The organism is Saccharothrix sp. ALI-22-I (assembly GCF_001984175.1).
Lineage (GTDB): Bacteria > Actinomycetota > Actinomycetes > Mycobacteriales > Pseudonocardiaceae > Actinosynnema.
This window is the reverse complement of record NZ_MTQP01000044.1, coordinates 56,940-77,741: the sequence shown is the minus strand read 5'-3', so window position 1 is coordinate 77,741 and position 20,802 is coordinate 56,940. Positions and strand designations below refer to the sequence as shown.

Here is a 20,802-nt window from a genome sequence, read left to right as displayed (position 1 = left end):
CTTTCGCATTGGGCATGGTCGTACGGCGCCGGAGCGGGGAAGTCACGGCGCTGAGGAGGTGGTGGGATCAGGGGCGCCGTGTGGCGCGCACGACGACGTCGTGCAGAGGGATCGCTTGGCCCCCTGGGCGGGCGACCGTGCGGAGGTGCTCTTCGGCGGTGACGATGTCCCACCTGGTGCTGTCCAGGCCCGCGGTGATGTCGGTGAGGGTGACCGAGGCCTCGGCGGGTGGGTGGTGCCCGTGCCCGGTGGCTGCCGAGGTGTGCAGGTGCCCGACGATCAGCAGGGTGCCGCCGGGCGCCACCCAGGCGGAAATGCGGTCGTAGAAGGCCAGTTGCGGCATCGCCGGGTGCGCGTAGTGCGTCGTGACCAGATCGAACCGCTTGCCGGGGTCCCAGACGGTCAGGTCCGCTTCAATCCACCGCACGCGCTCGGACACCTCGCTGTTCGTCGCGCGCTCGGCGGCGCGGGCGAGGGCTTCCGGGGAGATGTCGGCGGCGGTGACATGCCAGCCGTGCGAGGCGAGCCAGATGGCCTCGGCGCCGGCGCCACACCCGGCGTCCAACGCCGTGCCCGGCGTCAGGCTGCCGGTTTCGCGGTCGAGATAAGGGTTTGGGGCACTCCTGTCCGTGGCCGCGGGCTTGTGGTGGTGAGCCTGTTGCCAGTGCTGTTCCCAGTAGTCCTTGTCGAATCCGTACGTCATCGGATCGCCTTCGTTTGCCGTAATCTCCGCCCGATCGGCCATCTGACCTGTCCCTTCGCCGTCTTCGAGTGCTACCGACGACTGTGACCGGCGACGAAGCGATACGCAAAGCTTCTTGCCGAATGGCAAAATCGGGGGCATGGATGACGAACTGGACCGCACGCTCGATGCTGTCGGGCCGAGGCTGAAGCACCTCCGGCTCCGCCGCGACATCACGCTCACCGAGCTCGGGGAGGAAACCGGCATCTCCGCCAGTACGCTGTCCAGGCTCGAAGCGGGCCTGCGTCGCCCCACGCTCGAACAGCTCCTCCCGCTCGCCCGCGCCTACGGCGTCACCCTCGACGAACTCGTCGACGCGCCACCGACCGGCGATCCCCGCATCAACCTGCGCCCCATCGCCTGCAGCGACGGATCGACCATCCTGCCCCTGACCCGCAGGCCCGGCGGCATCCAGGCCTACAAGTTCATCCTCCCGACCGGTGACGACGACCGCGAACCCGACCTGCGCACCCACGAGGGCTACGACTGGGCCTACGTCCTCAACGGCACGCTGCGCCTGGTCCTCGGCGAGCACAACCTCATCCTCAAGCCCGGCGAAGCCGCGGAGTTCGACACCCGCACCCCGCACTGGTTCGGAGCCACCAGCTCCGGCCCGGTCGAGTTCCTCAGCCTCATCGGCAAACAAGGCGAACGCGCACACGTCCGCGCGGCACCGAAAGCAGGTCAGTCCGAGTAAAGCGGGCCATCACTCCGAACGCCGCCCGGCGCCCTCGCAGCCAGTGTTCGCGCCGGATGTGACCCCGTGGCGCAGGAGTTCCAGGCATCGTTCGGCTTGTGCGCTTTCGCCGTTGGTCAGGCGCTGTTGAGGAACGTGAGCAGGTCGGCGTTGAGCTGGTCCTTGTGCGTGTCGGTGATGCCGTGCGGGGCGCCGGGGTAGACCTTGAGCTCGGCGCCCTTGATCCGCGCGGCGGAGGCCTTGCCGCCGACCTCGAACGGCACGATCTGGTCGTCGTCGCCGTGGACGACCAGGGTGGGGATGTCGAAGGCGTCGAGGTCGGGGCGGAAGTCGGTGGCGGAGAAGGCGGCGATGCACTCGTAGGCGTTGCGGTGGCCGGACTGCATGCCCTGGAGCCAGAAGAAGTCACGGACGCCCTGGGAGATGTTCGCGCCGGGGCGGTTGTTGCCGAAGAACGGGCCGTCGGCCAGGTCGCGGTAGAGCTGGGCGCGGTCGGCCAGCGACCCGGCCCGGATGCCGTCGAACACCTCACCCGGCATGCCGTCGGGATTGTCGTCGGTGCGCAGCATCAACGGCGGCACGGCGCTGACCAGCACGGCCTGGGCCAGCCGGGCGGTGCCGTGCCGGCCGATGTAGCGGGCGACCTCGCCGCCGCCGGTGGAGAACCCGATCGGCGTGGCCTCGCGCAGGTCGAGGGTGTCGACGAGGGTGGCGAGGTCGTCGGCGTAAGTGTCCATCTCGTTGCCGTGCCACGTCTGGGTGGACCGCCCGTGGCCGCGCCGGTCGTGCGCGATGACGCGGTAGCCGTTGTCGGCCAGGAAGAGCATCTGCGCTTCCCAGCTGTCGGAGTTCAGCGGCCAGCCGTGGCAGAGCACGACCGGTCGGCCCGCGCCCCAGTCCTTGTAGAAGATCTGCGCACCGTCTGCGGTGGTGAAGTAGCCCATCGGTGGAGTTCCTGTTCATGGTCGACGGGAGGCGGTCACGGTCCGTCACAGACCGTCACGTTCCGACACGTTCCATCGCCGTCCGGATCACTCGAAGGGTGACCCCAGCAGCAGCCAGGACACCCCGCCGGACGTGCTCGGGCGCCGTGGCGAGTGGCCGTTCCACGGGGACCCGGCTGTCTCCGGAGCAGGCCCCGCGATCGGGACGTCACGCCGCCCACGTGCACCAGCACGACGTCGACCGCCGTCGCGACCACGGTATCCCGCGGCGGGCGGTGCAGCACGGCGTGGACGAGCGGAAAGGGGGTCAGCCGGAGCAGTTCGGACAACGAGCACTCAGGGCTCGCGGTCCAAGGCGGTCACCAGCTCGGTGGTCAGCTCGCTCAGCGCCGCCGGATCGAGGTTCCGGACGCGGTGGGCGGTCAGTTCGACCGTGTCGTCGCCCCCTGGTCAGCTTGATCTTCACGGTGCTGCGCCGGTGTCGCAGCCACACCAGGACCGCGCCCGCCACGACCGTCAGCGCGCCGCCGGGAGCCAACGCGACCTCCACCGCCTCCACGACAGGTCCCAAGTGGCCCGGCTCGGGCGGGCAGTGGCGGAGGGATACCCGACCGCTCCTCCCAGGTCTTGAGCAGTGCGTGCGACAGCAGCGGCAGCGAGCCGCGCGCGCCGGTCAGATCACCCAGGTCGGTCAGCAGTCGTTCCACCAGGCCGGGTTCCAGGTCCAGCCCCGCCTTGCGCGCCGGTTCCTCGATCACCTCGCGCAGCTGGTCCGGGTTCATCGGCGCGACCACGACCGGCTGCCCCAACGCGGGCAGCAGTTCCGGTTAGCGTGCGCCCCCTCGCGGCCAGTAAGTCGGCCTCCACCGCACGGCTCCCCTGTCGTCCGGAAAACCCGCATCAGGATAAGGAACCACCGAAGGGCCTTGCAGCGGTTCCACCGAAAGCCCTTCGGGTTCCGGGACGACGCCGTCGACGCGTCGACGCATTCCGGACGAGCGGGGAGGCGCTGTCAAGTCTCTCGACTGTCGACTGTCGAACCGGTTGGCATAATCGTCGTCGAGGCGCGCCCTGCCGTTGGACGCGAGTGCCGGTGCGGAGGGTGCATGAACATCGGGGAGATCGCGCGGCGGGCGGGGGTGTCTCGCAGCACGGTGTCGTACGCGTTGAGTGGTAAGCGGACGGTGTCCGAGGCGACTCGGCGGCGGATCGAGGACGTGATCGCCGAGCTGGGTTTCAAGCCGAACGCGGCGGCGCGGGCGTTGGCCGAGGGGCGCACGCGGACGCTGGGGTTGGTGGTGCCGCCGGCGGGTAGGCGGTTGACCGCGGTCCAGCTCGACTTCGTGGCCAGTGTCGTGGAGGCGGCGGCCGTGCACGACCTGGACGTGCTGGTCTCCCCCAGCGGCGGCGACCACGACCGGTCGTTCGAGCGATTGCTGGGTGGGCGGCGGGTGGATGGCGTGATCCTGATGGAGGTCCGCTTCGAGGACCCGCGGGTGGACCGGCTGCGCCAGTCGGGACTCCCGTTCGTCACCATCGGCCGGGTCGAGCACCCGGAGGGGTCGTGGTGGGTGGATGTCGACTACGAAACCCTGATCTCACGGTGCGTGCACCACTTGGCTGACCTGGGCCACGAGCGGGTGGTGTTGATCAACCGTTCGGCGGAGCTGGTGGCCTCCGGGTATGGACCGGCGATGCGGGCGCTGGCCGGGTTCACCTCCGCCGCCGAAGAGCGCGGCGTCCAGGGGAGCACGGTGTGCTGTCCGGACGACGCGCCCGCCGGTGAGGCGTGTGCGGAGGACGTGCTGCGCATGGCGGGCGTGACGGCCGCGGTGACGATCAACGAGGCGGCGTTGGCCGGCGTGCAGCGCGGGCTGCACCGGGCCGGGCTGCGGTTGCCGCAGGACTTCTCGCTCATCGGCGTGGTCGCCCGGCACCTGGCCGAGGACTTGAACCCGCCGCTGACCTCGGCCGACGTGCCGGCCATCGAAATGGGCACGCACGCGGTGCAGTTGCTGCTGGAGCGGATCGCCGCCCCGGAGGCTCCGGAGCGGCACGAGCTGTTCGCTCCGCCGATCTCGCTGCGCAGCAGCACCTCACCACGTCCGCGGTCCTGACCGCCTCACGAACGGCGCCGGACCTCGTCCCCGGCCAGCAGCAGGTAGGCGCTGGCGGTCCAGGTGTAGGCGCGGTCGCGCAGCCCTCCCCCGGTCTTGGCGTCGAAGTTCTCCGCGAAACCGGACTTCTCGCACACCGCGCGGAACCGGGTGCCGACCAGGTCCGCGAGTTCGGTGAACCCCCCGCGCCGCAGGCCGTCCTCGATCAGGACGGTCGACGGCGCCCACACCGGTCCGCGCCAGTAGCCGTCGGACTCGTAGTGCGGTGAGTCGGTCGGCTCGGTGGCCAGACCCGAGTGGGCGAGGTGGCGTTCGACGCGTGCGCCGAGCCGTCGGCGGTGCTCCTCGGGCAGGTGCTCGCCGAGGATGACGGCCATCAGCTCCAGCAGGCTGTCGGTGGTGCGGTGGGCTCCGGTGATCGGGTCACGGGAGGTGAACCGGTCGCCGTCCCACAGCTCGTCCAGCAGCGCGACGAGCATGTCGGCCGCACGCGCTTCCCACTTCCGCGCGTCGTCCCCCTGTCCCAGCTCGTCGGCCAGCGCGGCGAGTTGGCGCATCTGGAGCACCAGGAACGCCGCGAGGTCGGCGCTCTCGACCAGCCCGCCACCGTCGAAGGTGGTGGCGTTGTCCCAGCCGCTGTCGTTGCCGTGCTGGTAGTGGGCCAGGCTGTGACCTGGGGCCCTCCGGTGGTCCAGCCAGAAGCCGGTCCACGCGTCGAGGCGGCGGTAGGCGATTTCCAGTTGCGAGCGGTCCAGCGGCCGGTTCAGCCGCCGGCGCAACTGCCCGAGCGCCCAACCGTGGATCGGGGGTTTGACGAAGTTGTGCAGGACCTCGGAATGGGTCACCGAGTCGGGCAACGCGCCACTCTCGTCCTGGTGGTCGAACGGCGCCAGGAACTGGTCCCAGGCCAGTTCCGGCTCGCCACCGGCCAGGGCGAGGGCGTTGAAGCAGTGGTCCCAGCTCCACACCTTGTCCATCCAGTGCTTGGACATCAGCACCGCGGGACGTCGCACGAACCCCTCGGGGTCCACGGTGGCCGACCACAGGAGGTAGGCGGCGAGCGCGGCGGCCGGGGTGGACTCGTCGCGCCACGGCGCTATCGCGTCGAGGAAGGCGTCGAACTGCCCGGCCCGGTCGCGCACGACCTCGTCGAACCGCTTCTCGGACCGGAACGGCGCCCGCGACGTCCGATAGGTCTCGACGACCACTTCCCAGTCTCCGGCCTCGGCCGACACCACGACCCCGCGCTCGTGCGTGCCCAGCGCCTGGTCGCCGATCGCCTCGACGGTCCCGGCGAGCACCGTGACCCGGTAGCGCCGACCGGTCTCGTAGGAGGTGAAGACGTACGAGTCGGTCACCGGGTCGCGGTAGAAGTACGTGCCGCTGAACGGGGTGAGCACTGCGTGCGCGGCCGTCAACGACAGGGCCAGGGTGGTGCCGGTGATCCTGATGGTGTCCGGTGTCTCGAACGCCAGGGCGACGCGCCCCGCGTCATGCGTCCACGTCAGCACGGACGGTGTCGCGGCGACCGCGACTGCGGCGCGTGTACCGGCGAGCAGGGGCACGAGCGCGAGCACCGCGTGCATACCGGTGTGGTGGGACACCAGGTGCAGGTCCTGCTCCACCCGGTTCTCCGCGACGACGGGCGAGACGTCGAGCCACGACCCGGCGCAGCTGAACGGCACCTCGGTGATCGGGAAGGACAGGTCGGTCGTGGTTGACACGTGCGAAAGTTCCTCTCTGCGAAGCGGTGGCCCAGCTCAGCCTCGACCAGCTCGGTCCTCGACTTGTTCAGTCCTTGACCGCACCGGCCGTGACCCCCGCCGCGACGAATCGTTGAGCGATGATCAGCAGCACCGCGGCGGGCACCGAGGCCACCACCGCGGTCGCCATGATGGCGTTCCACTCCTGGTTGTTGTTGCCGATGTACTTGTAGATGCCCAGGGTGATGGGCCGCAGCGTCCCGCCACCGTCCAATGTGGAGGCGAAGACGAAGTCCGACCACGCCCACAGGAAGGTGAACAGCGCGGCGGTCACCAGGCCGTTGCGGCTGACCGGCAGCACGATGGACCGGAACGCCCGCAGCGTCCCCGCGCCGTCGATCTTCGCCGCCTGGAGCAGCTCGTCGGGGATGCCGGACATGAAGGCGGTGAGGATGAGCACCGCGAACGGCACCGCGATGGTCGAGTCCGCGATCACCAGACCCCACACCTGGTTGACGATGCCGAGGTTGACGTACACGCCGTAGAACCCCAGGGCCATGATGATGCCGGGGACCATCTGCGCGATCAGCAGCGCGAAGTTCACCACGCGGGTGCCGCGTGGCCGCAGCTTGGCCAGCGCGAACGCGGCGGGCGCGGCGACGGCCAGGGTGAGCGCCACCGTCGCCAGGCCCACGAGCAGGCTGGTGCCCAGGTAGGGCAACTGCTCGGCGAACACGCGGCGGTAGCCGTCGAACGTCGGGTGCAACGGCACGAGGTCCGGTGGGTCGGTGCGCATCCGGTCGGCCGGGGTGAGCGAGATGTTGACCATCCAGTACACCGGGAACAGCATCAGCGCGGTCAACACGATCCCCACGCCGGTCTTCCACCGGGTCATCGCGCTTCCCTCCTGCTCTGCAGCCGGATGTGCACCAGACCGGCGACCAGCGCCAGCACGATGAGCAGGTTGCCGACCGCCGCGCCGTGACCGAAGCGGGGCACGGGACTGCCGAACCCGAGCTGGTAGGACCAGGTGGCCAGGGTGGTGGACGCCCCGCTGGGCCCGCCCTTGGTCATGATCCAGATGATGTCGAAGACCTTCAGCGTGTAGACCAGTCCGAGCAGCAGCGTGATCGCCGAGACCGGGCGCAGCAGCGGGAAGGTGATCGACCGGAACCGCTGCCAGCCGCTCGCGCCGTCCAGCGACGCCGCCTCGTGCACCTCCGGCGGGATGGCGCGCAGTCCGCTGTAGAGGATCACCAGGTTGAACGGCACGCCGATCCAGACGTTGGCGATGATCACCGAGGTGAGCGCCCAGGTCGGTGAGGTCAACCAGTTGACCTGGTCGATGCCGACCGCGCCCAGCAGGGCGTTGACCACCCCGGACTCGCTGTTGAGCATCCACGCCCAGGTCGAGGCGGACACGATCAGCGGCAGCAGCCACGGCACCAGGAACAGGGCGCGCAGCGTGGCCGACAGCGGGAAGTGGCGGTCGAAGAACACCGCCAGCGCCAGCCCGAGCCCGTACTGGAACACCAGCGACACGACCGTGAACACCAGCGTGTTGCCCAGGGCCCGGAAGAACGTCGGGTCGGCGAACACCGCGATGTAGTTGTCCAGCCCCGCGAACGCCGCCCCACCCTGGATGAACGACCGCACCGTGTAGAAGCGCAGGCTCAGGTCCACGTTGCGGTAGAGCGGGTAGACGTAGAACAGCAGCAGGTAGACCACCAACGGCGCGAGGAACGCCCACGCCGTCAGGTTCCGGGGCGGCCCCGACCGCCGGGCGGTCTTCGCGCCGCCCGGCAGGTCGTGGTCCGCGGGCTGCGCCGGAGCAGCCCGTTCCAGGGCGTGCATGGTCACTTCGCCGCCGACGCGGCCTGAGCCTCGGTCAGCGCCTGTTGCGGCGACTTGGTCCCGGCCAACGCGGCCTGCACGGCGTTCCACAGCGGCTCGGAGACGCGCGGGTACTTGGTGCCCAGGTTGTCGCCGGTGCGGCCCTTGGCGGCCTTGACCGCCTGCACCCACACCTCCAGTTCCGGCTTCGCGGCCACCTGCTTGGCCTGCACCTCGGGCAGCGCCGAGACGTAGGACAGCGCGGTGTCGGTGGTCAGCGCGTTCTCGGCGCTGGTCAGGCAGGTGACGACGGCCTTGGCGGTCGCGTCGCGGGACTTGTCGGCCTGCACGGGCACGGTGACGAACTCACCACCGGTGGGTGCGGGCGCGGTTCCGCCCGACTTGCCGGGAATGGCCAGCACACCGACGTCCAGGCCGGACTTGGCGGCGTTGGCCAGCTGCCAGGTGCCGTTCTCGGCGAAGGCGTACTCGCCGGTGGCGAACTCCTGCCAGCTGGTGGTCTGGGTGTTGCCGATGACCGAGTTGGGCGCGTAGCCCCGGTCCAGCCAGTCCTTCCACAGCGTCAACGCCGACACCGCGTCCGCGGAGGCCACGTCGGTCAGCTGCGCGCCCGAGCCCCAGAACCAGGGCAGGAACTGGAAGCTGCCCTCCTCGGTGCCCACCGCGGAGAAGGTGATGCCCTTCTTGCCGGACTGCTTGACCTTGTCCAACGCAGCGGTGAGCGAAGCCCAGTCGCGGATCGAGGCCACGTCCACCCCGGCACCGGTCAGGACGGCCTTGTTGTAGTACAGGGCGAGGGTGTTCGCGCCGATCGGCACGCCGTAGGTCTTGCCGTCGAGCTTGCCCGCGTCGAGCAGGTTGGGCTCGACCGCGGCGGTGTCCAGGCCGAGGTCCTCGGTGGTGGCGAGCACCCCGCCCTCGGCCAGGGTCGACACGACGGGGTTGTCCACGACCAGCACGTGCGGCGCGGCGCCCTGCTGCGCGGCCAGCAGCACCTTGTTGGTCAGGTCGGTGGTGTCGTGGCTGGTCCGCTCGATCCGGACGCCGGACGCCGAACCGCAGGCCTCGATCGCCTTCGCCCAGTCGGAGTCGGCGGCCAGCTGCGGGTAGGGGTCCCAGAGGGTGAGGGGGCCGTCGGCCGCGCCGGGCTCCGGGCTGCTCGAGGAGCAGGCGGCCAACGACGCGGTCACAGCGAGGGCGAGCAGACCGGCGGTGAGGCGGGATCGGGTCAAGGTAGTTCTCCTGTCGAACCGGTTCGACTGCAATGTCGTGCCGATGAAGCTAGTAACTCCGACCGTCCGACACAAGGCTTGGGACCCATTCGAAACAGTTGATTTCGGCTGGTGGTGGTGGGTGCTGCCCCGCCTCCGCCCGGTGATGGGCGGAGGCGGGGCGTTGGGGCGGTCAGGCGACCCGGTCGTGCGGCCACCCGGTTGATCGAACCGTTTCGACAGCGTGTGGAGCGACGTGCGGCACCTGTCGACGCGCCGGGATCACCTCAGCCGGGAGCTGTGGAGCCGGGCGATCGAGATCCGGTCGACGATCGGGGCGTACCGGGAGCGCAGCAGGGCGTCGGGGAAGGTGTCCGAGGCGTAGGTGGTGCCGTCGAAGTTGGGCAGTTCCTCCGACCGGAACGAGATCGTGTTCGCCCCCTTCGTCAACTGCACGGGCACGGTGATCTCCCAGAAGTTGTTGCCGTGGAAGGTGTGCGGGAACAGCACTCGCTGCGCTGCGGCGCCGTTGACGGAGATGTCGGCGTGCTGCGCCAGCGGGTCGGGGTTGTAGTGGGTGGCCACGGACCGCTCGGGGTTGGAGTACCGCACGCGCATGGCGTGCGGGCCCGTTTCAGTGGCCGTGACCTGGAAGGTCAGGGTGTTGGCGTTGCCCGGCTCGCCACCCACGCCCTCGACCGCCGAACCGCCGCCGGCCAGCGTGAACGGCGAGGCCTTCGCCGTGCCCGCGAGTTGGGCGGACTCGGCTTCGTAGACCGCGGTGGCCAGCACGCCGGAGGTCTGCTCGACCTCGATCCGGTCGACCAGCGTGCTGGGGGACTTCCCGGTGACGGTGATCTTGTTGACGCCACCGGACAGGGACACCGCGACCTTCGACGAGACGGGGTCGACCGTGAGCACCTGGCGGCCGTTCACGGCCAGTGCGGCTTGTCCGCCGCCGCTGGTGTGCACCTTGATGGTGGATTCGGAGTCGGTGGGCGAGTAGACCCAGAACGTCGCCGTGCCGTTCTTGGCGATATCCACGACACCGGATCCGGAAACGCGGCGTTGGGCGTGCGCGGCGTCGTAGACCGGGCGCGCGCCCGTCAACTCGGCCAGTTCGGCTTCGTAGACCGCCTTGGCCGCTTGGGGGTTGGGCAGGGACAGCGTGAGGCGGTCGACGATCGCGTCGCCCTTGGTCGCCTTCGAGCCGTCGAGGCTGCGCGCGGCCAGCGAGATGACGTGCCGGCCCGCGGTCAGCTCGACCGTGGTGTCGGCGTGGTCCCAGACCACCCACTTGTAGCCGAGAGGCAGGAACAGCTCCTGTTCCGCGGCGCCGTCCACGCGCACGAACACGTTGGTCGGTCCCTGCTCGCTCACCGCGGGGTAGGTGTTGAGCGAGTTGGCGAACACGCTCAGGTCGTAACGGCCCGTCTGCGGGACGTCCACGGTGAAGTCGAGCACGCCGTCGGACCCGGTGCGCAGGCCTCCGACGTTGTAACCGCCGGAGGTGTAGAACTTGGACACCTGCGAAGGCGAGCCCTCCGGCCCGTTGCGGCTGTAGCCGGAGCCGGTGTACCGGGCGTCCTCGGCCTCGTAACCACCCTCCCACAGCTTCGGCGCGACCGCGGTCTGCGAGGCGCCACCCGCCGGGGTCAGCACGATCTCGTAGGCCGACGACTCCTTCAACGAGGGCAGCGCGCCACCGAAGTCGAAGGCCACCGACCCGTCCCGCACGGTCACGTCGTGCTCGGCGATCAGCCGCGGCGGGGCCGAGTCGCCGATCTGCCCGGTCCACGGGATCTCCCGGACCCACGCGTGCAGCTCGGTGCCCAGGTCGCGCGGCACGTTGTCGAACTGCACCCACGCGGCGCCGTTCGCGCCGCCGAACAGCGCCTTGGCGCGGCGCTTGCCCTCGTCCAGGGCGGCAACGCCCTGGAGCGTGTAGTTGCGCCCCGGTGAGGGCGGGGTGACCGCCACGGTGTGGCCGGACATGCTGCCGTAGGCGTTGTACAGCCACCACTGGCCATTGCCCCGGTTGGCCTGCACGGCCGAGTCGGACAGGTTGCCGTCGATGTTCCAGTACGCGATATCACCGTCCACTTTGGACTCCTCGATCGCGGAGATCCACTGGACCATCTGGCCGGGCACCGAGGTGTGGTAGTTGAACGCGTACTCGCTGAGGTTGATCGGGAGCTGACGGCCCGCGTACGCGGTGCCGGCGAACAGCTCCCGTTCCCAGGCGCGGAAGCGGGCGACGCTGGTGCGCACCTGTTCCGGGTGGCTGAGCTCGTGCCAGGTGATCACGTCCGGCACGGTGCCCGCCTGAACCGTGTGTTCCAGGAAGCCTTTGACCTGGTCGTAGAGCAGGCTGGTGTTCGGACCGGTGACGCGTGCGGCCGGCATCTTGGCCTTGATCAGCTTGTAGCTCGCGTCCCAGGCGGCGAAGTAGTCCTTGGGGTCGGTCAGCCAGCTGACCCGGTTGTAGCTCCACTCCCCCGTGCCGAACATGTTGCCTTCGGGCTCGTTGTACGGCGCGAAGACCACGTTGTCCCGGTACTTCGGGTCCAGGGTGAGGACCTGGTCCACCTGCCGGGCGATCTTCTCCTGGTAGAGCCGGAGCTTCTCCTCGGGGGTGGCGCCCGGCCACTGGTAGGGGAAGCCGCGGTGGATGTCGGTCATGTAGATGTAGACGTCGCCGTCGGAGCTGTCCGCGAGCGGCTTGACCACCTCCAGCGCGTCGGCGCCGGGGTGCTGCGGGCCGTCCTGCGCCTTCGTGGAGACCGTGCGCACGTGCATGCCCTCGATCAGGTTGTTCGTCGGCACGCCCGCGCCGTAGACGCCGTAGAGCGTGCCGGACGCGCCGCCGTGGAAGTCGCCGGTGTTCTTGCCCAGGTCGACGAGCAGCTGCCCGTCGCGGATCACGGTCACCGTCGCCGTGACCGCGCGGTCGGCGGCCGAGCCGGTCGCGGTGAACGTGCCGGTCTTGGCGTACTGCCCCGGGTCGATCGACGCCCACTGGATCGGGACGTCGCGGTCGTAGCCGTCGGTGAAATCGGCCCGGACAACCGCCGGCAGTGCCGGTGCCGTGCCGACCGGGGTGCGGACCGCGAAGGTGGTCTGCTCCAGGTCGGTCGGGGTGGGGGTGGCGCCGCCTACGGCCTCGGCCACCTGAGCGGGCGTGAGGGCCGCCCGGTAGACGCGGAAGTCGTCCACCGCGCCGTCGAACAGCGGATCGGGGTAGAAGGACCGGCCGATGAACCCCGCGGACGTCGTGGCGGCGTCGATCAGGTCGGTGGCGGTCACGGTCGTGACTGCCGAACCCACGGCCGCGCCGTCGAGGTAGGTGGTGACCCGGTCGGCGGTCGTGTCGAGAGTGACCGTGACGGTCCGCCAAGTGCCCGCGGGCAGTGCCGTCGAGCCGGTGACCTGCGCCTCCGCGTCACCTCCGCCGGTGGTCACCGCGGTGCGCAGCTTCCCCTCGCCGCTGTGGGGCGTGGAGAACAGGTACCGGCCGGTGTCCTTGCCCAAGGCGTAGATCCACTGCCACGGCGCGGTGGTCCCGTCCCAGCGGACCCGGGCCGAGACGGTCAGGTCGGTGGCGCCTTCCAGCACGGCCTTGGGCAGCTGGACGTACGCCCCGGCGGAGTCCCGGGCGCCGCCGGGCAGGTCGAGCGCGGAACCCGCGGCACCCGGCACCGACGCCGCGCTCGCGCCGTTGACCAGCGTGCCGTGCAGGCCGTTGCCCGAGGTGTCGGTCACGATCCCGGTGCTCGGGGCGTCGTCGAACGCGTAGTGGAGCACGGGCCCCGGCACGTCCTCCACGGCCGACGACGCCGGTATACCTCCGGCCAGCAGACAGCCGGCCGCGAACAACGGGATCACGACGCTCCCGTGTCGCACTCTCGATAGCACCATCGTTGCTGCTCCTGAGTCGTTGCGTGCGGGGGTGACGCGCCCGCCCATCCGAAAGCGACACTTATCGAACCGGTTCGCTCATGGCCCAGTCTGGGTGTCGGCAGGCGTGATATCAAGCCTGCGGATCACTCGCTTCCACCCGGCGGGACGATCTCGGCAGTCGAACACAGCAACTGCGATCAAGTGTTCTCACAGCAAAGAAGTGTTCGGCCCACGACACTCACGGATGACAGACGTCCACACCGCCACGACAACCCAGGCGCGCCGGCAACCCAAGGCCTTGCCTCATCGAACCGGTTGCGCTAGGTTCCTCGGAATCACTCCGACCTGCCTTCGCGGGTGGCGCCTAGCTCCGGTCGGTGACGGTCAGCACGGGCTCGGAGTCCGCCACGCTGACCACTACGTGCCGGCCGGCGCGCAGCTCGCCCGACAGCAACACGCGGGACAGGCGCCGGTCCAGTTCCCTGGCGATGGTGCGGCGCAGTGGCCGGGCGCCGTACTCCGGCACGTACCCGCGCGAGGCGAGCCACGACACGGCCTGCTCGTCCACCTCCAGCGTGATGCCCTGTTCGCGCAGGCGTGCCCTGGTGTCCTCCAGCAGCAACGCGGTGATCTGCCGCAGCTGGTCCGCGTCGAGTCCGCGGAACAGGATGATCTCGTCGAGCCGGTTGAGGAACTCGGGCCGGAAGTGGCGGCCCACCGTCGTCATCAGCGGCTCGCGCAGCTGCTCGACCGGGACGCCGGACGTGGCGGCGGCCAGCAGTTGGTCGGCGCCGATGTTGCTGGTCATGATGATCACGGTGTTGGCGAAGTCGGTGGTGCGTCCGTGCGCGTCGGTGAGCCGTCCGGCGTCCAACACCTGCAACAGGGTGTTGAACACCTCCGGGTGCGCCTTCTCGATCTCGTCCAGCAGCAGCACCGAGTACGGGGTGCGGCGAACCGCGCCGGTCAGCTGGCCCGCGTCCTCGTAGCCCACGTAGCCGGGCGGCACACCGGTCAGCCGCGTGACCGCGTGCTGCTGGGCGAACTCGCTCATGTCGAACCGGATCAGCCGGTCCGGCGAGCCGTACAGCGCCTCGGCGAGCGCCCGGGCGATCTCCGTCTTGCCCACCCCGGTCGGGCCCAGGAACAGGAACGACCCGATGGGGCGGTGCGGGTGCTTGAGGCCCGCGCGGCCCTGCCGCACTGCGTCGGCCACCGCCTCGACCGCCTCGTCCTGCCCGACGATCCGCCGGTGGAGCTGTTCCTCCAGGTGCAGCAGCCGATGGCGTTCGGTCTCGGTGAGCTGGGCGACCGGGATGCCCGTGCTGCGGGACACGACCTCGGCGACGTCGTTGGCGTGCACCTCCGGCGCGTTCGCCAACTCCGCGCGGGCGGCCTCCAGGTCGGCGACCGCCCTGGCCAGTTGCTCGTCGTCCTCCTGGTCTTCGAGCCGCCGCACCCGGTCCTCCAGTGCGGCGAGGTCGGGCGGCGCGGACTTCTGCCGCAGCCGCACCCGTGCGCCCGCGCGGTCCACCAGGTCGATGGCCTTGTCCGGCAGGAACCGGTCGGTGACGTACCGGGCCGACAGCTCCACGGCCGCCACGACGGCCTCGTCGGTGATGCGCACCGCGTGGTGCCGTTCGTACCGCGCGCGCAGGCCCTTGAGGATCGCCACGGCCTCCTCGGCGGACGGCTCGTCGACCAGCACGGGCTGGAACCGCCGCTCCAGCGCGGCGTCCTTCGCGACGTACCGCCGGTAGTCCTCGACCGTGGTGGCACCGATGACCTGGAGCCGTCCGGTGGTCAACGCGGGCTTGAGCATGCTCGCCGCGTCCATCACCGCCCCCTCGGCCCGGCCCGCGCCCACCACGGTGTGCAGCTCGTCGATGAACAGCACCACCATCCGGTTGGTCGCCGCGACCTCGTCGATGACGCCCTGCAGCCGCTCCTCGAACTCGCCGCGGTACTTCGACCCGGCCACCATGGCCGCGAGGTCCACGGAGATCAGCCGCCTGCCGCTCAACGTGGGCGGCACGTCCCCGCCGGCGATCCGCGCGGCGATGCCCTCGACGATCGCCGTCTTGCCGACCCCCGGATCGCCGATCAGGACCGGGTTGTTCTTGGTGCGCCGCGACAACACCTCGACGATCTCGTCGATCACGTCGTCGCGTCCGACCACGGGGTCGAGCGTCCCCGCGCGCGCCGCGGCGGTCAGGTCCCGCCCGAAGCGATCGGCCCGGCGGGTCTCCGAGCCGGGCAGCCCGAGCCCGCCGAACAGCCTGCCGACGAGGTCCTCGAAGGGGTTGGACCCGAAGCCGAAGAAATCGTCCGCCATCGCAAGCCGCCTCCGCTCGGTGACAGCGCGGTACTTCCCCATGCTCCTCGCCTGGATCGCCCGCGCAACCCGTACCGGGTGGCCGGCCGGATCAGCGAACGGCGCCGCGCACGAAACCCGCCTCGTACCGGGACAGCTTGGTGACCGTGGGTGTCCGGTCCCTCCCACTGCCGCAGCCGGTCGGCCAGGCTGTCGGGCATCGCGCCGAAGTTCCGGGCCGTGTTCGGGTGCGGGGTTCGTCACGCTGGTCCGGGCGGCCGGTGCGGACGCGCAGACGGCGTCGCCGTTCATCTGGTTCGCGGTCCGCCCGGCCGTCACCGCCACCTCGATCTGAGCCATCGCCTGGACCTTGTGGGCGTGACTGCTCGTCCGTATGGGTGGTATCCGGTGAGGGCCCCCGGCTGCGGAGACGATTCTGGGGACATGCGCAACGTGGTGCGGATCTGCTTGGCGGTGGTGTTGGGTGTCGGTTTGGCGCCGGCGGCTTGGGCTACGCCGGGGACCGGGGTCAGCGGGGTCACGCTGTTCCAGCGTGTCGTCGGTGACACGGAGTACGTCGTCCGGGAGATCACCACGGCGCCTGGCGGGGCGACGGGATGGCACTACCACCCCGGCTCGGTGTTCGGGCTCGTCAAGAAGGGGACGTTGACCCACCACCGCGCCGACTGCTCGGTGGACGGGGTGTACCGGGACGGGTCAGCTGATCTCCGAGGAGAGCGGGCCGGGCTATGTCCACATCGGACGGTACCTGGGACCTGAGCCACTGGTCCTGGAGGTGCTGTACGTGAATCCGGTGGGCAGTGCGCTGGCGGTGGACGCGCCGAATCCCGGCTGCCCGTTCGAGTGACTTGCGCCTACCCCGCCGAACCTTCACGAACCTCGAACTCGCCGACAGCCAAGCCATCGGCGGCTCGGCACGGTCGAGTCGGGCATGGACCGACTCGACCGTCTCGAAACAGGCCGGGTCACCGCCGAGACGATCGAATAGCAGCCGCTGCGGGCCGGACGTGGCCGCGACCCGGCGACGGCGAACGCCGGCCTGACCGTCGCGCCATTTCGCGGGCAGGGCCGGAGCCAGGGCGGCAACCACGGCCGCCAGCAGCAGGGGGACGGGGTGACGGCGGTGCAGGGACATGGTTGACCCACTCACTCCGACGACAGGCGACGACGACCAATCAAGATCGAACAGCATTGAACTCAATTCGGCAAGGTCAATACTCGCCGGGAAGCGCTGTCACCCCCGGCCTTAGCAGGTATCACCGGGCCGTGAAAGGCCTAGTCCAATGTCCGATGTTGTCCGGTTTTCGGTGCACGTCACCGATTGCGACCGAATCGGGATCCCGATCAGGACTGGACGACCGGGGTCGTGGTGCGCGACAGTCGGTGCGGTGATCGATACGTGGATCACCTGACAACGTTGTCACCCAGAGAGGGCCTGCCGATGCCGCTCCGACGAGGCAACACACTCCTGCTGGCCGCCGCACTGCTCTTCGTCGGAACACCGGCGACCGACGCGACCGCCGCTCCCGACGCCTTGGACGCCGTGGACCCGACCACCCTGGTGAACCCGTTCGTCGGCACGCAGAACTTCGGCAACACGTTCCCCGGCGTCAGCATGCCGTTCGGCATGGTGCAGGTCAGCCCGGACACCGGCGGCCAGGGCGGCTACGACTACCAGCAGCAGGAGATCCACGGTTTCAGCCAGACGCACTTGTCCGGCGTGGGCTGCGGCGTCGCGGGCGAGTTGCCCGTCATGCCGACGACCGGGCCCGTGGACAGCGTCGACATCACCGGTTACCGGTCGAAGTACTCGCACGCCGACGAGGAGGCCCGGCCCGGCTACTACCGCGTCGGGCTGTCCCGGTACGGCGTGAACGCGGAGCTGACCGCCACGCCCAGAACCGGCTGGCAGCGGCACACCTTCCCGGCGGGCACCCAGGCGAACGTCCTGTTCAACACCGGCAAGGCGAACCAGCAGGTGCTCGACTCCGAAGTGCACGTCGTGGGCGACCGGACCGTCGAGGGACGGGTCCGGGCGGGGCGGTTCTGCGCCGGCCGCGACGAGCACACCGTGTACTTCACGGCCACGTTCGACCGGCCGTTCGCGAGTTTCGGCACGTGGCGCGGCACGACCCGCGCGCCGGGTGTGCCGGACGCGGCGGGCCAGGGCGGCAACGGCGCGTGGGTGAGCTTCGACGCGACGGCCGACCGGGACGTGGTGCTCAAGGTCGGCCTGTCGTACACCGGGGTCGAAGGCGCCCGGAAGAACCTCGCCGCGGAGACCGGCGACTCCTACGACTTCGACGCCACGAAAGCCGAAGCGCACCGGGCATGGGTGGAACGGCTGGGCTCCATCCGGATCGACGGCGGCGCACCGGAGCGGCGGACCGCGTTCTACACCGCGCTCTACCACTCGTTGCTGCACCCGAACCTGGCCGGCGACGTGGACGGCCGGTACATGGGTTTCGACGGGCAACCCCACACCGCGCAAGGCTTCACGCCGTACCAGAACCTGTCGCTGTGGGACACCTACCGGCCGCAGAACCAGCTGTTGGAGTTGCTGGAACCGAAGGTCGCCCGGGACGTCGCGCTGTCGGTCGTGGCGAGCGGCCGGGACGGTGGGTGGCTGCCGCGCTGGGCGCTGGCCAACAGCGAGACCAACATCATGACCGGTGACCCGGTGACGCCGTTCCTGGTCGAGGCCTGGTCGAAGGGCCTGCTCGCCGGGTACGAGCAGGAAGCGTACGAGCTGCTCAAGCGCAACGCCACCACGGTTCCACCCGCCGACTCCCCCTACAACGGCCGTTCCGGCGTGGAGTTCTACCGCGACCGCGGTTACATCCCGTCCGGCCTGGAGCTCGGCACGGACTGCGCGCACAAGGGCGGTGACAACGACTGCGTGCACCCCGCGTCGGCGACGTTGGAGTACGCGGCGGCGGACGCCGCACTCGCGGTGATGGCTCGTGGCCTGGGCAAGCACGACGACGCGCGCGTGTTCGCCGACCGCGGGCAGTGGTACCGCAACCTGTGGGACGCCTCGACCGGCCACTTCCGCCCCCGCACGGCCGACGGCACGTGGGTGACGCCGTACAACCCCGTCGACGCGGGCCACCAGTTCCACGAGGGCGGCGCGTTCCAGTACCAGTGGCTGGTGCCGCAGGACCCGAACGGGCTCGTCGGGCTGATGGGCGGACGGCGGGCGACCGAGCAGCGGCTCGACGCGTTCTTCGCCTACGACAAGCTGCTCGCCGACCCGGCCGGGACCGTGCGCGAGGACTGGATCACGCAGCCCTACGACTACTACGGCAAGCCCACCTACAACCCGAACAACGAACCCGACCTCCTCGCGCCGTACTTCTACCTGTCGACGGGCACGCCCGCGAAGACCGCGACCGTGGTGCGGGCGGCGATGACGCTGTTCACCACCGGCCCGGACGGCATGACCGGCAACGACGACCTGGGCACGATGTCGGCCTGGTACGTGTTCTCGTCGCTCGGCCTGTACCCGACGATGAGCGGGGGCGACTTCCTGGCCCTGTCCAGCCCCCAGTTCCCGGCCGCGACCGTCCGAACCGGACAGAGCACGCTGACCATCACCGCGCCGGGCGCCAGTGACACCAACCGGTACGTCCAGCGGGTGTCGTTCAACGGCCGTGACGTCCGCAAGACGTGGCTGGACTGGGACACCCTCGTCCGCGGCGGCACGTTGGCGCACCGACTCGGCACCGAGCCGTCGTCGTGGGGCACCGATCCCGGCGCCGAGCCGCCGTCGGTCAACCGCGCGCAGGCCGACGGGCGGCGGCACGTCGACGCGTCACTGCGGCCGTCCTCGACGGTCGTGCCGACGGCGGACGCACCGCAGACCGTGTCGCTGACCCTGGACGTGCTCGCCCAGGCACCGGGCACGGTGCCGGTCGAGGTGTCGGCGAGCGCGCCGGCCGGCTGGTCGGTCACGACGCCGCGGTCGCTGGTGATCAAGTCGGGCAGACTGCCGGCCCAGCGGTCGGTCCAGGTCGTGGTGACGGTGCCCGCCGGCACGCCGATCGGCCGCTATCCGGTTCAGGCCACCGTGAACGGGCCGAACACGGTCGTGCGGGAGGCCGTCGTGGAGGTCCGGCAGGCGGCGACGTGCGCGGTGGCGGGAGCGCAGTGCGCGGTGGACCTGTCCCGGGAACTCGACCACGACGGCACGGCGACCGTCGCGGCGTCGGGTCAAGGCAACTTCGACGGTCAGGGTTGGAGCTACGACGCCGCGTTGCTCCCCGCCGCGGGCCCGGTGACGTGGGTTGGCGTGACCTACCAGGCCCCGGACGCAACCGGGACGGCCGCGAACTTCGTGGAGGCACGTGGCCAGGCGATGCTGCTGCCCGCCGGGAAGTACGGTGCCCTGCGGCTCGTGGCGGCATCGCACAACGGCCCCGTGAACACGGCGGTGACCGTCCGGTACGCCGACGGCAGTACCGCCGAGGTGCCGATGACGGTCGGCGATTGGGCGGGCTCCGGAGGCACCGTGGTACTGGAAATGCCACACCGCATCAAGGCGGGACAGGGCGTGGACGGGCCGCCGGTCCGGCTGTTCGGCCTGTCCCTCCCCCTCGACCCGACCAAGGCCGTCCACTCGGCGACCCTGCCCGACGACCCGCGAGTGGAGGTGTACGCGATCACCCTGGCCTAGACGGGCTCCACCGGGGCCGGGTCCACCGTCGGGGCGGGCGTGTCTTCCGGCCACCGGTGGACACCGGCTCCTTGCGCGTAGGACAGGTGACCACCGAGCGCGCCGCCCGTGCTCAGCACCACCAGCCCGACCAGTCCCCACGCCCGGGCGGATCGGTCGCTGCGGCACCGGGTCGACGCGAGGAAGCAGCTCGCCGCGAGGGTGTTGGTGACGGCGTGCAGGATGCCCACTCGCCGTTGTGTGACATCCAGGTGAGAGAAGTCCGCCAGGCCGACCAGCACGGTCGGCGGTGTCGCGGCCAGCCCGATCGCCACCAACCGCCGTGCGGCGGCGCGCTGGCCGAACCCCAGGTCGAGCACGGCGGAGCACACCCAGGCGCCGATCGGCACGGTCACCAGCAGCGGGTGCACGGGATGGCCGAGCCACGCGCCGCGCAGCAACCGGTCCGCCTTGCCCCGGCCCAGCACCCGACGCACCGCCCGCGCGATCGCGCCGGCCGGAGCGTCGACGGCGCGGACCGACTCGGCGGCGTGCAGTGCCCGACGTACGACCACGGGCCCTGGATACCCTGCGCCGACACGGTGAACCACCGGAGCGGCAACCCGACGACTTCACTTTCGGTGC

The 20,802-nt window shown here is 70.4% G+C and carries 13 protein-coding genes and 2 pseudogenes; 4 read left to right on the top strand and 11 right to left on the bottom strand.

Annotated features, from left to right (window positions below):
* Positions 1 to 67: 67 nt before the first annotated feature.
* Positions 68 to 745 carry a class I SAM-dependent methyltransferase gene (locus ALI22I_RS07180; protein ID WP_238598172.1) on the bottom strand — a complete coding sequence of 226 codons (678 nt, stop codon included), beginning with the start codon at positions 743 to 745 and terminating at the stop codon, positions 68 to 70.
* Positions 746 to 842: 97 nt separating this feature from the next.
* On the opposite strand from ALI22I_RS07180, the gene ALI22I_RS07175 reads away from it, so the two are divergent.
* A complete protein-coding gene (locus tag ALI22I_RS07175; protein WP_077004703.1) occupies positions 843 to 1,439 on the top strand; it encodes a helix-turn-helix domain-containing protein in 597 nt (198 codons plus the stop codon).
* 116 nt (positions 1,440 to 1,555) lie between these two features.
* Here the strand turns inward: ALI22I_RS07175 and ALI22I_RS07170 are convergent, their stop codons facing one another.
* The 3 genes and pseudogenes from ALI22I_RS07170 to ALI22I_RS55450 all read right to left on the bottom strand — a co-directional run.
* Complete coding sequence (locus ALI22I_RS07170; protein WP_077004702.1) at positions 1,556 to 2,383, bottom strand: alpha/beta fold hydrolase; 828 nt, start codon at positions 2,381 to 2,383, stop codon at positions 1,556 to 1,558.
* Positions 2,384 to 2,690: 307 nt separating this feature from the next.
* Positions 2,691 to 2,990 (bottom strand): annotated as a pseudogene (locus ALI22I_RS55455) (effector-associated constant component EACC1); the annotation flags it as partial.
* Positions 2,991 to 3,003: 13 nt separating this feature from the next.
* Positions 3,004 to 3,201: pseudogene (locus tag ALI22I_RS55450) on the bottom strand (nSTAND1 domain-containing NTPase); the annotation flags it as partial.
* Positions 3,202 to 3,489: 288 nt separating this feature from the next.
* Here ALI22I_RS55450 and ALI22I_RS07160 point away from each other — a divergent pair.
* A complete protein-coding gene (locus tag ALI22I_RS07160) occupies positions 3,490 to 4,500 on the top strand; it encodes a LacI family DNA-binding transcriptional regulator (protein ID WP_077004700.1) in 1,011 nt (336 codons plus the stop codon).
* A 5-nt stretch (positions 4,501 to 4,505) separates the two neighbouring features.
* On the opposite strand, the gene ALI22I_RS07155 is transcribed toward ALI22I_RS07160, so the two are convergent.
* The 6 genes from ALI22I_RS07155 to ALI22I_RS07130 form a co-directional block, all read right to left on the bottom strand.
* Positions 4,506 to 6,224 (bottom strand): amylo-alpha-1,6-glucosidase, encoded by a 1,719-nt coding sequence (locus ALI22I_RS07155; RefSeq protein ID WP_083751505.1) that lies wholly within the window; start codon positions 6,222 to 6,224, stop codon positions 4,506 to 4,508.
* 67 nt (positions 6,225 to 6,291) lie between these two features.
* On the bottom strand, positions 6,292 to 7,098 hold the full coding sequence (locus ALI22I_RS07150; protein WP_077004699.1) for a carbohydrate ABC transporter permease: 807 nt from the start codon (positions 7,096 to 7,098) through the stop codon (positions 6,292 to 6,294).
* Complete coding sequence (locus ALI22I_RS07145; RefSeq protein ID WP_083751504.1) at positions 7,095 to 8,057, bottom strand: carbohydrate ABC transporter permease; 963 nt, start codon at positions 8,055 to 8,057, stop codon at positions 7,095 to 7,097. The genes ALI22I_RS07150 and ALI22I_RS07145 overlap by 4 nt, the downstream gene beginning before the upstream one ends.
* A gap of 2 nt (positions 8,058 to 8,059) precedes the next feature.
* The gene (locus tag ALI22I_RS07140) at positions 8,060 to 9,289 is read right to left on the bottom strand and encodes a sugar ABC transporter substrate-binding protein (RefSeq protein WP_143532026.1); all 1,230 of its coding nucleotides are present in this window, start codon (positions 9,287 to 9,289) and stop codon (positions 8,060 to 8,062) included.
* A gap of 261 nt (positions 9,290 to 9,550) precedes the next feature.
* Positions 9,551 to 13,153 (bottom strand): LamG-like jellyroll fold domain-containing protein, encoded by a 3,603-nt coding sequence (locus ALI22I_RS07135; RefSeq protein WP_202970829.1) that lies wholly within the window; start codon positions 13,151 to 13,153, stop codon positions 9,551 to 9,553.
* Positions 13,154 to 13,532: 379 nt separating this feature from the next.
* Entirely contained in the window at positions 13,533 to 15,503 is a 1,971-nt protein-coding gene (locus tag ALI22I_RS07130) for an ATP-dependent Clp protease ATP-binding subunit (RefSeq protein WP_077004696.1), read from the bottom strand.
* 423 nt (positions 15,504 to 15,926) lie between these two features.
* Here ALI22I_RS07130 and ALI22I_RS07125 point away from each other — a divergent pair, with 423 nt between their 5' ends.
* Together ALI22I_RS07125 and ALI22I_RS07120 are read left to right on the top strand one after the other, a co-directional pair.
* Positions 15,927 to 16,262: a hypothetical protein gene (locus ALI22I_RS07125; protein ID WP_338013471.1), complete on the top strand. Its 336-nt coding sequence runs from the start codon at positions 15,927 to 15,929 to the stop codon at positions 16,260 to 16,262.
* Positions 16,263 to 16,944: 682 nt separating this feature from the next.
* The gene (locus tag ALI22I_RS07120) at positions 16,945 to 20,178 is read left to right on the top strand and encodes a GH92 family glycosyl hydrolase (RefSeq protein ID WP_077004695.1); all 3,234 of its coding nucleotides are present in this window, start codon (positions 16,945 to 16,947) and stop codon (positions 20,176 to 20,178) included.
* Here the strand turns inward: ALI22I_RS07120 and ALI22I_RS07115 are convergent.
* Positions 20,175 to 20,732, bottom strand: coding sequence for a DUF2231 domain-containing protein (locus tag ALI22I_RS07115; protein WP_077004694.1), 558 nt, complete (start codon positions 20,730 to 20,732; stop codon positions 20,175 to 20,177). The two genes, ALI22I_RS07120 and ALI22I_RS07115, sit on opposite strands and share 4 nt — an antisense overlap.
* Positions 20,733 to 20,802 lie beyond the last annotated feature (70 nt).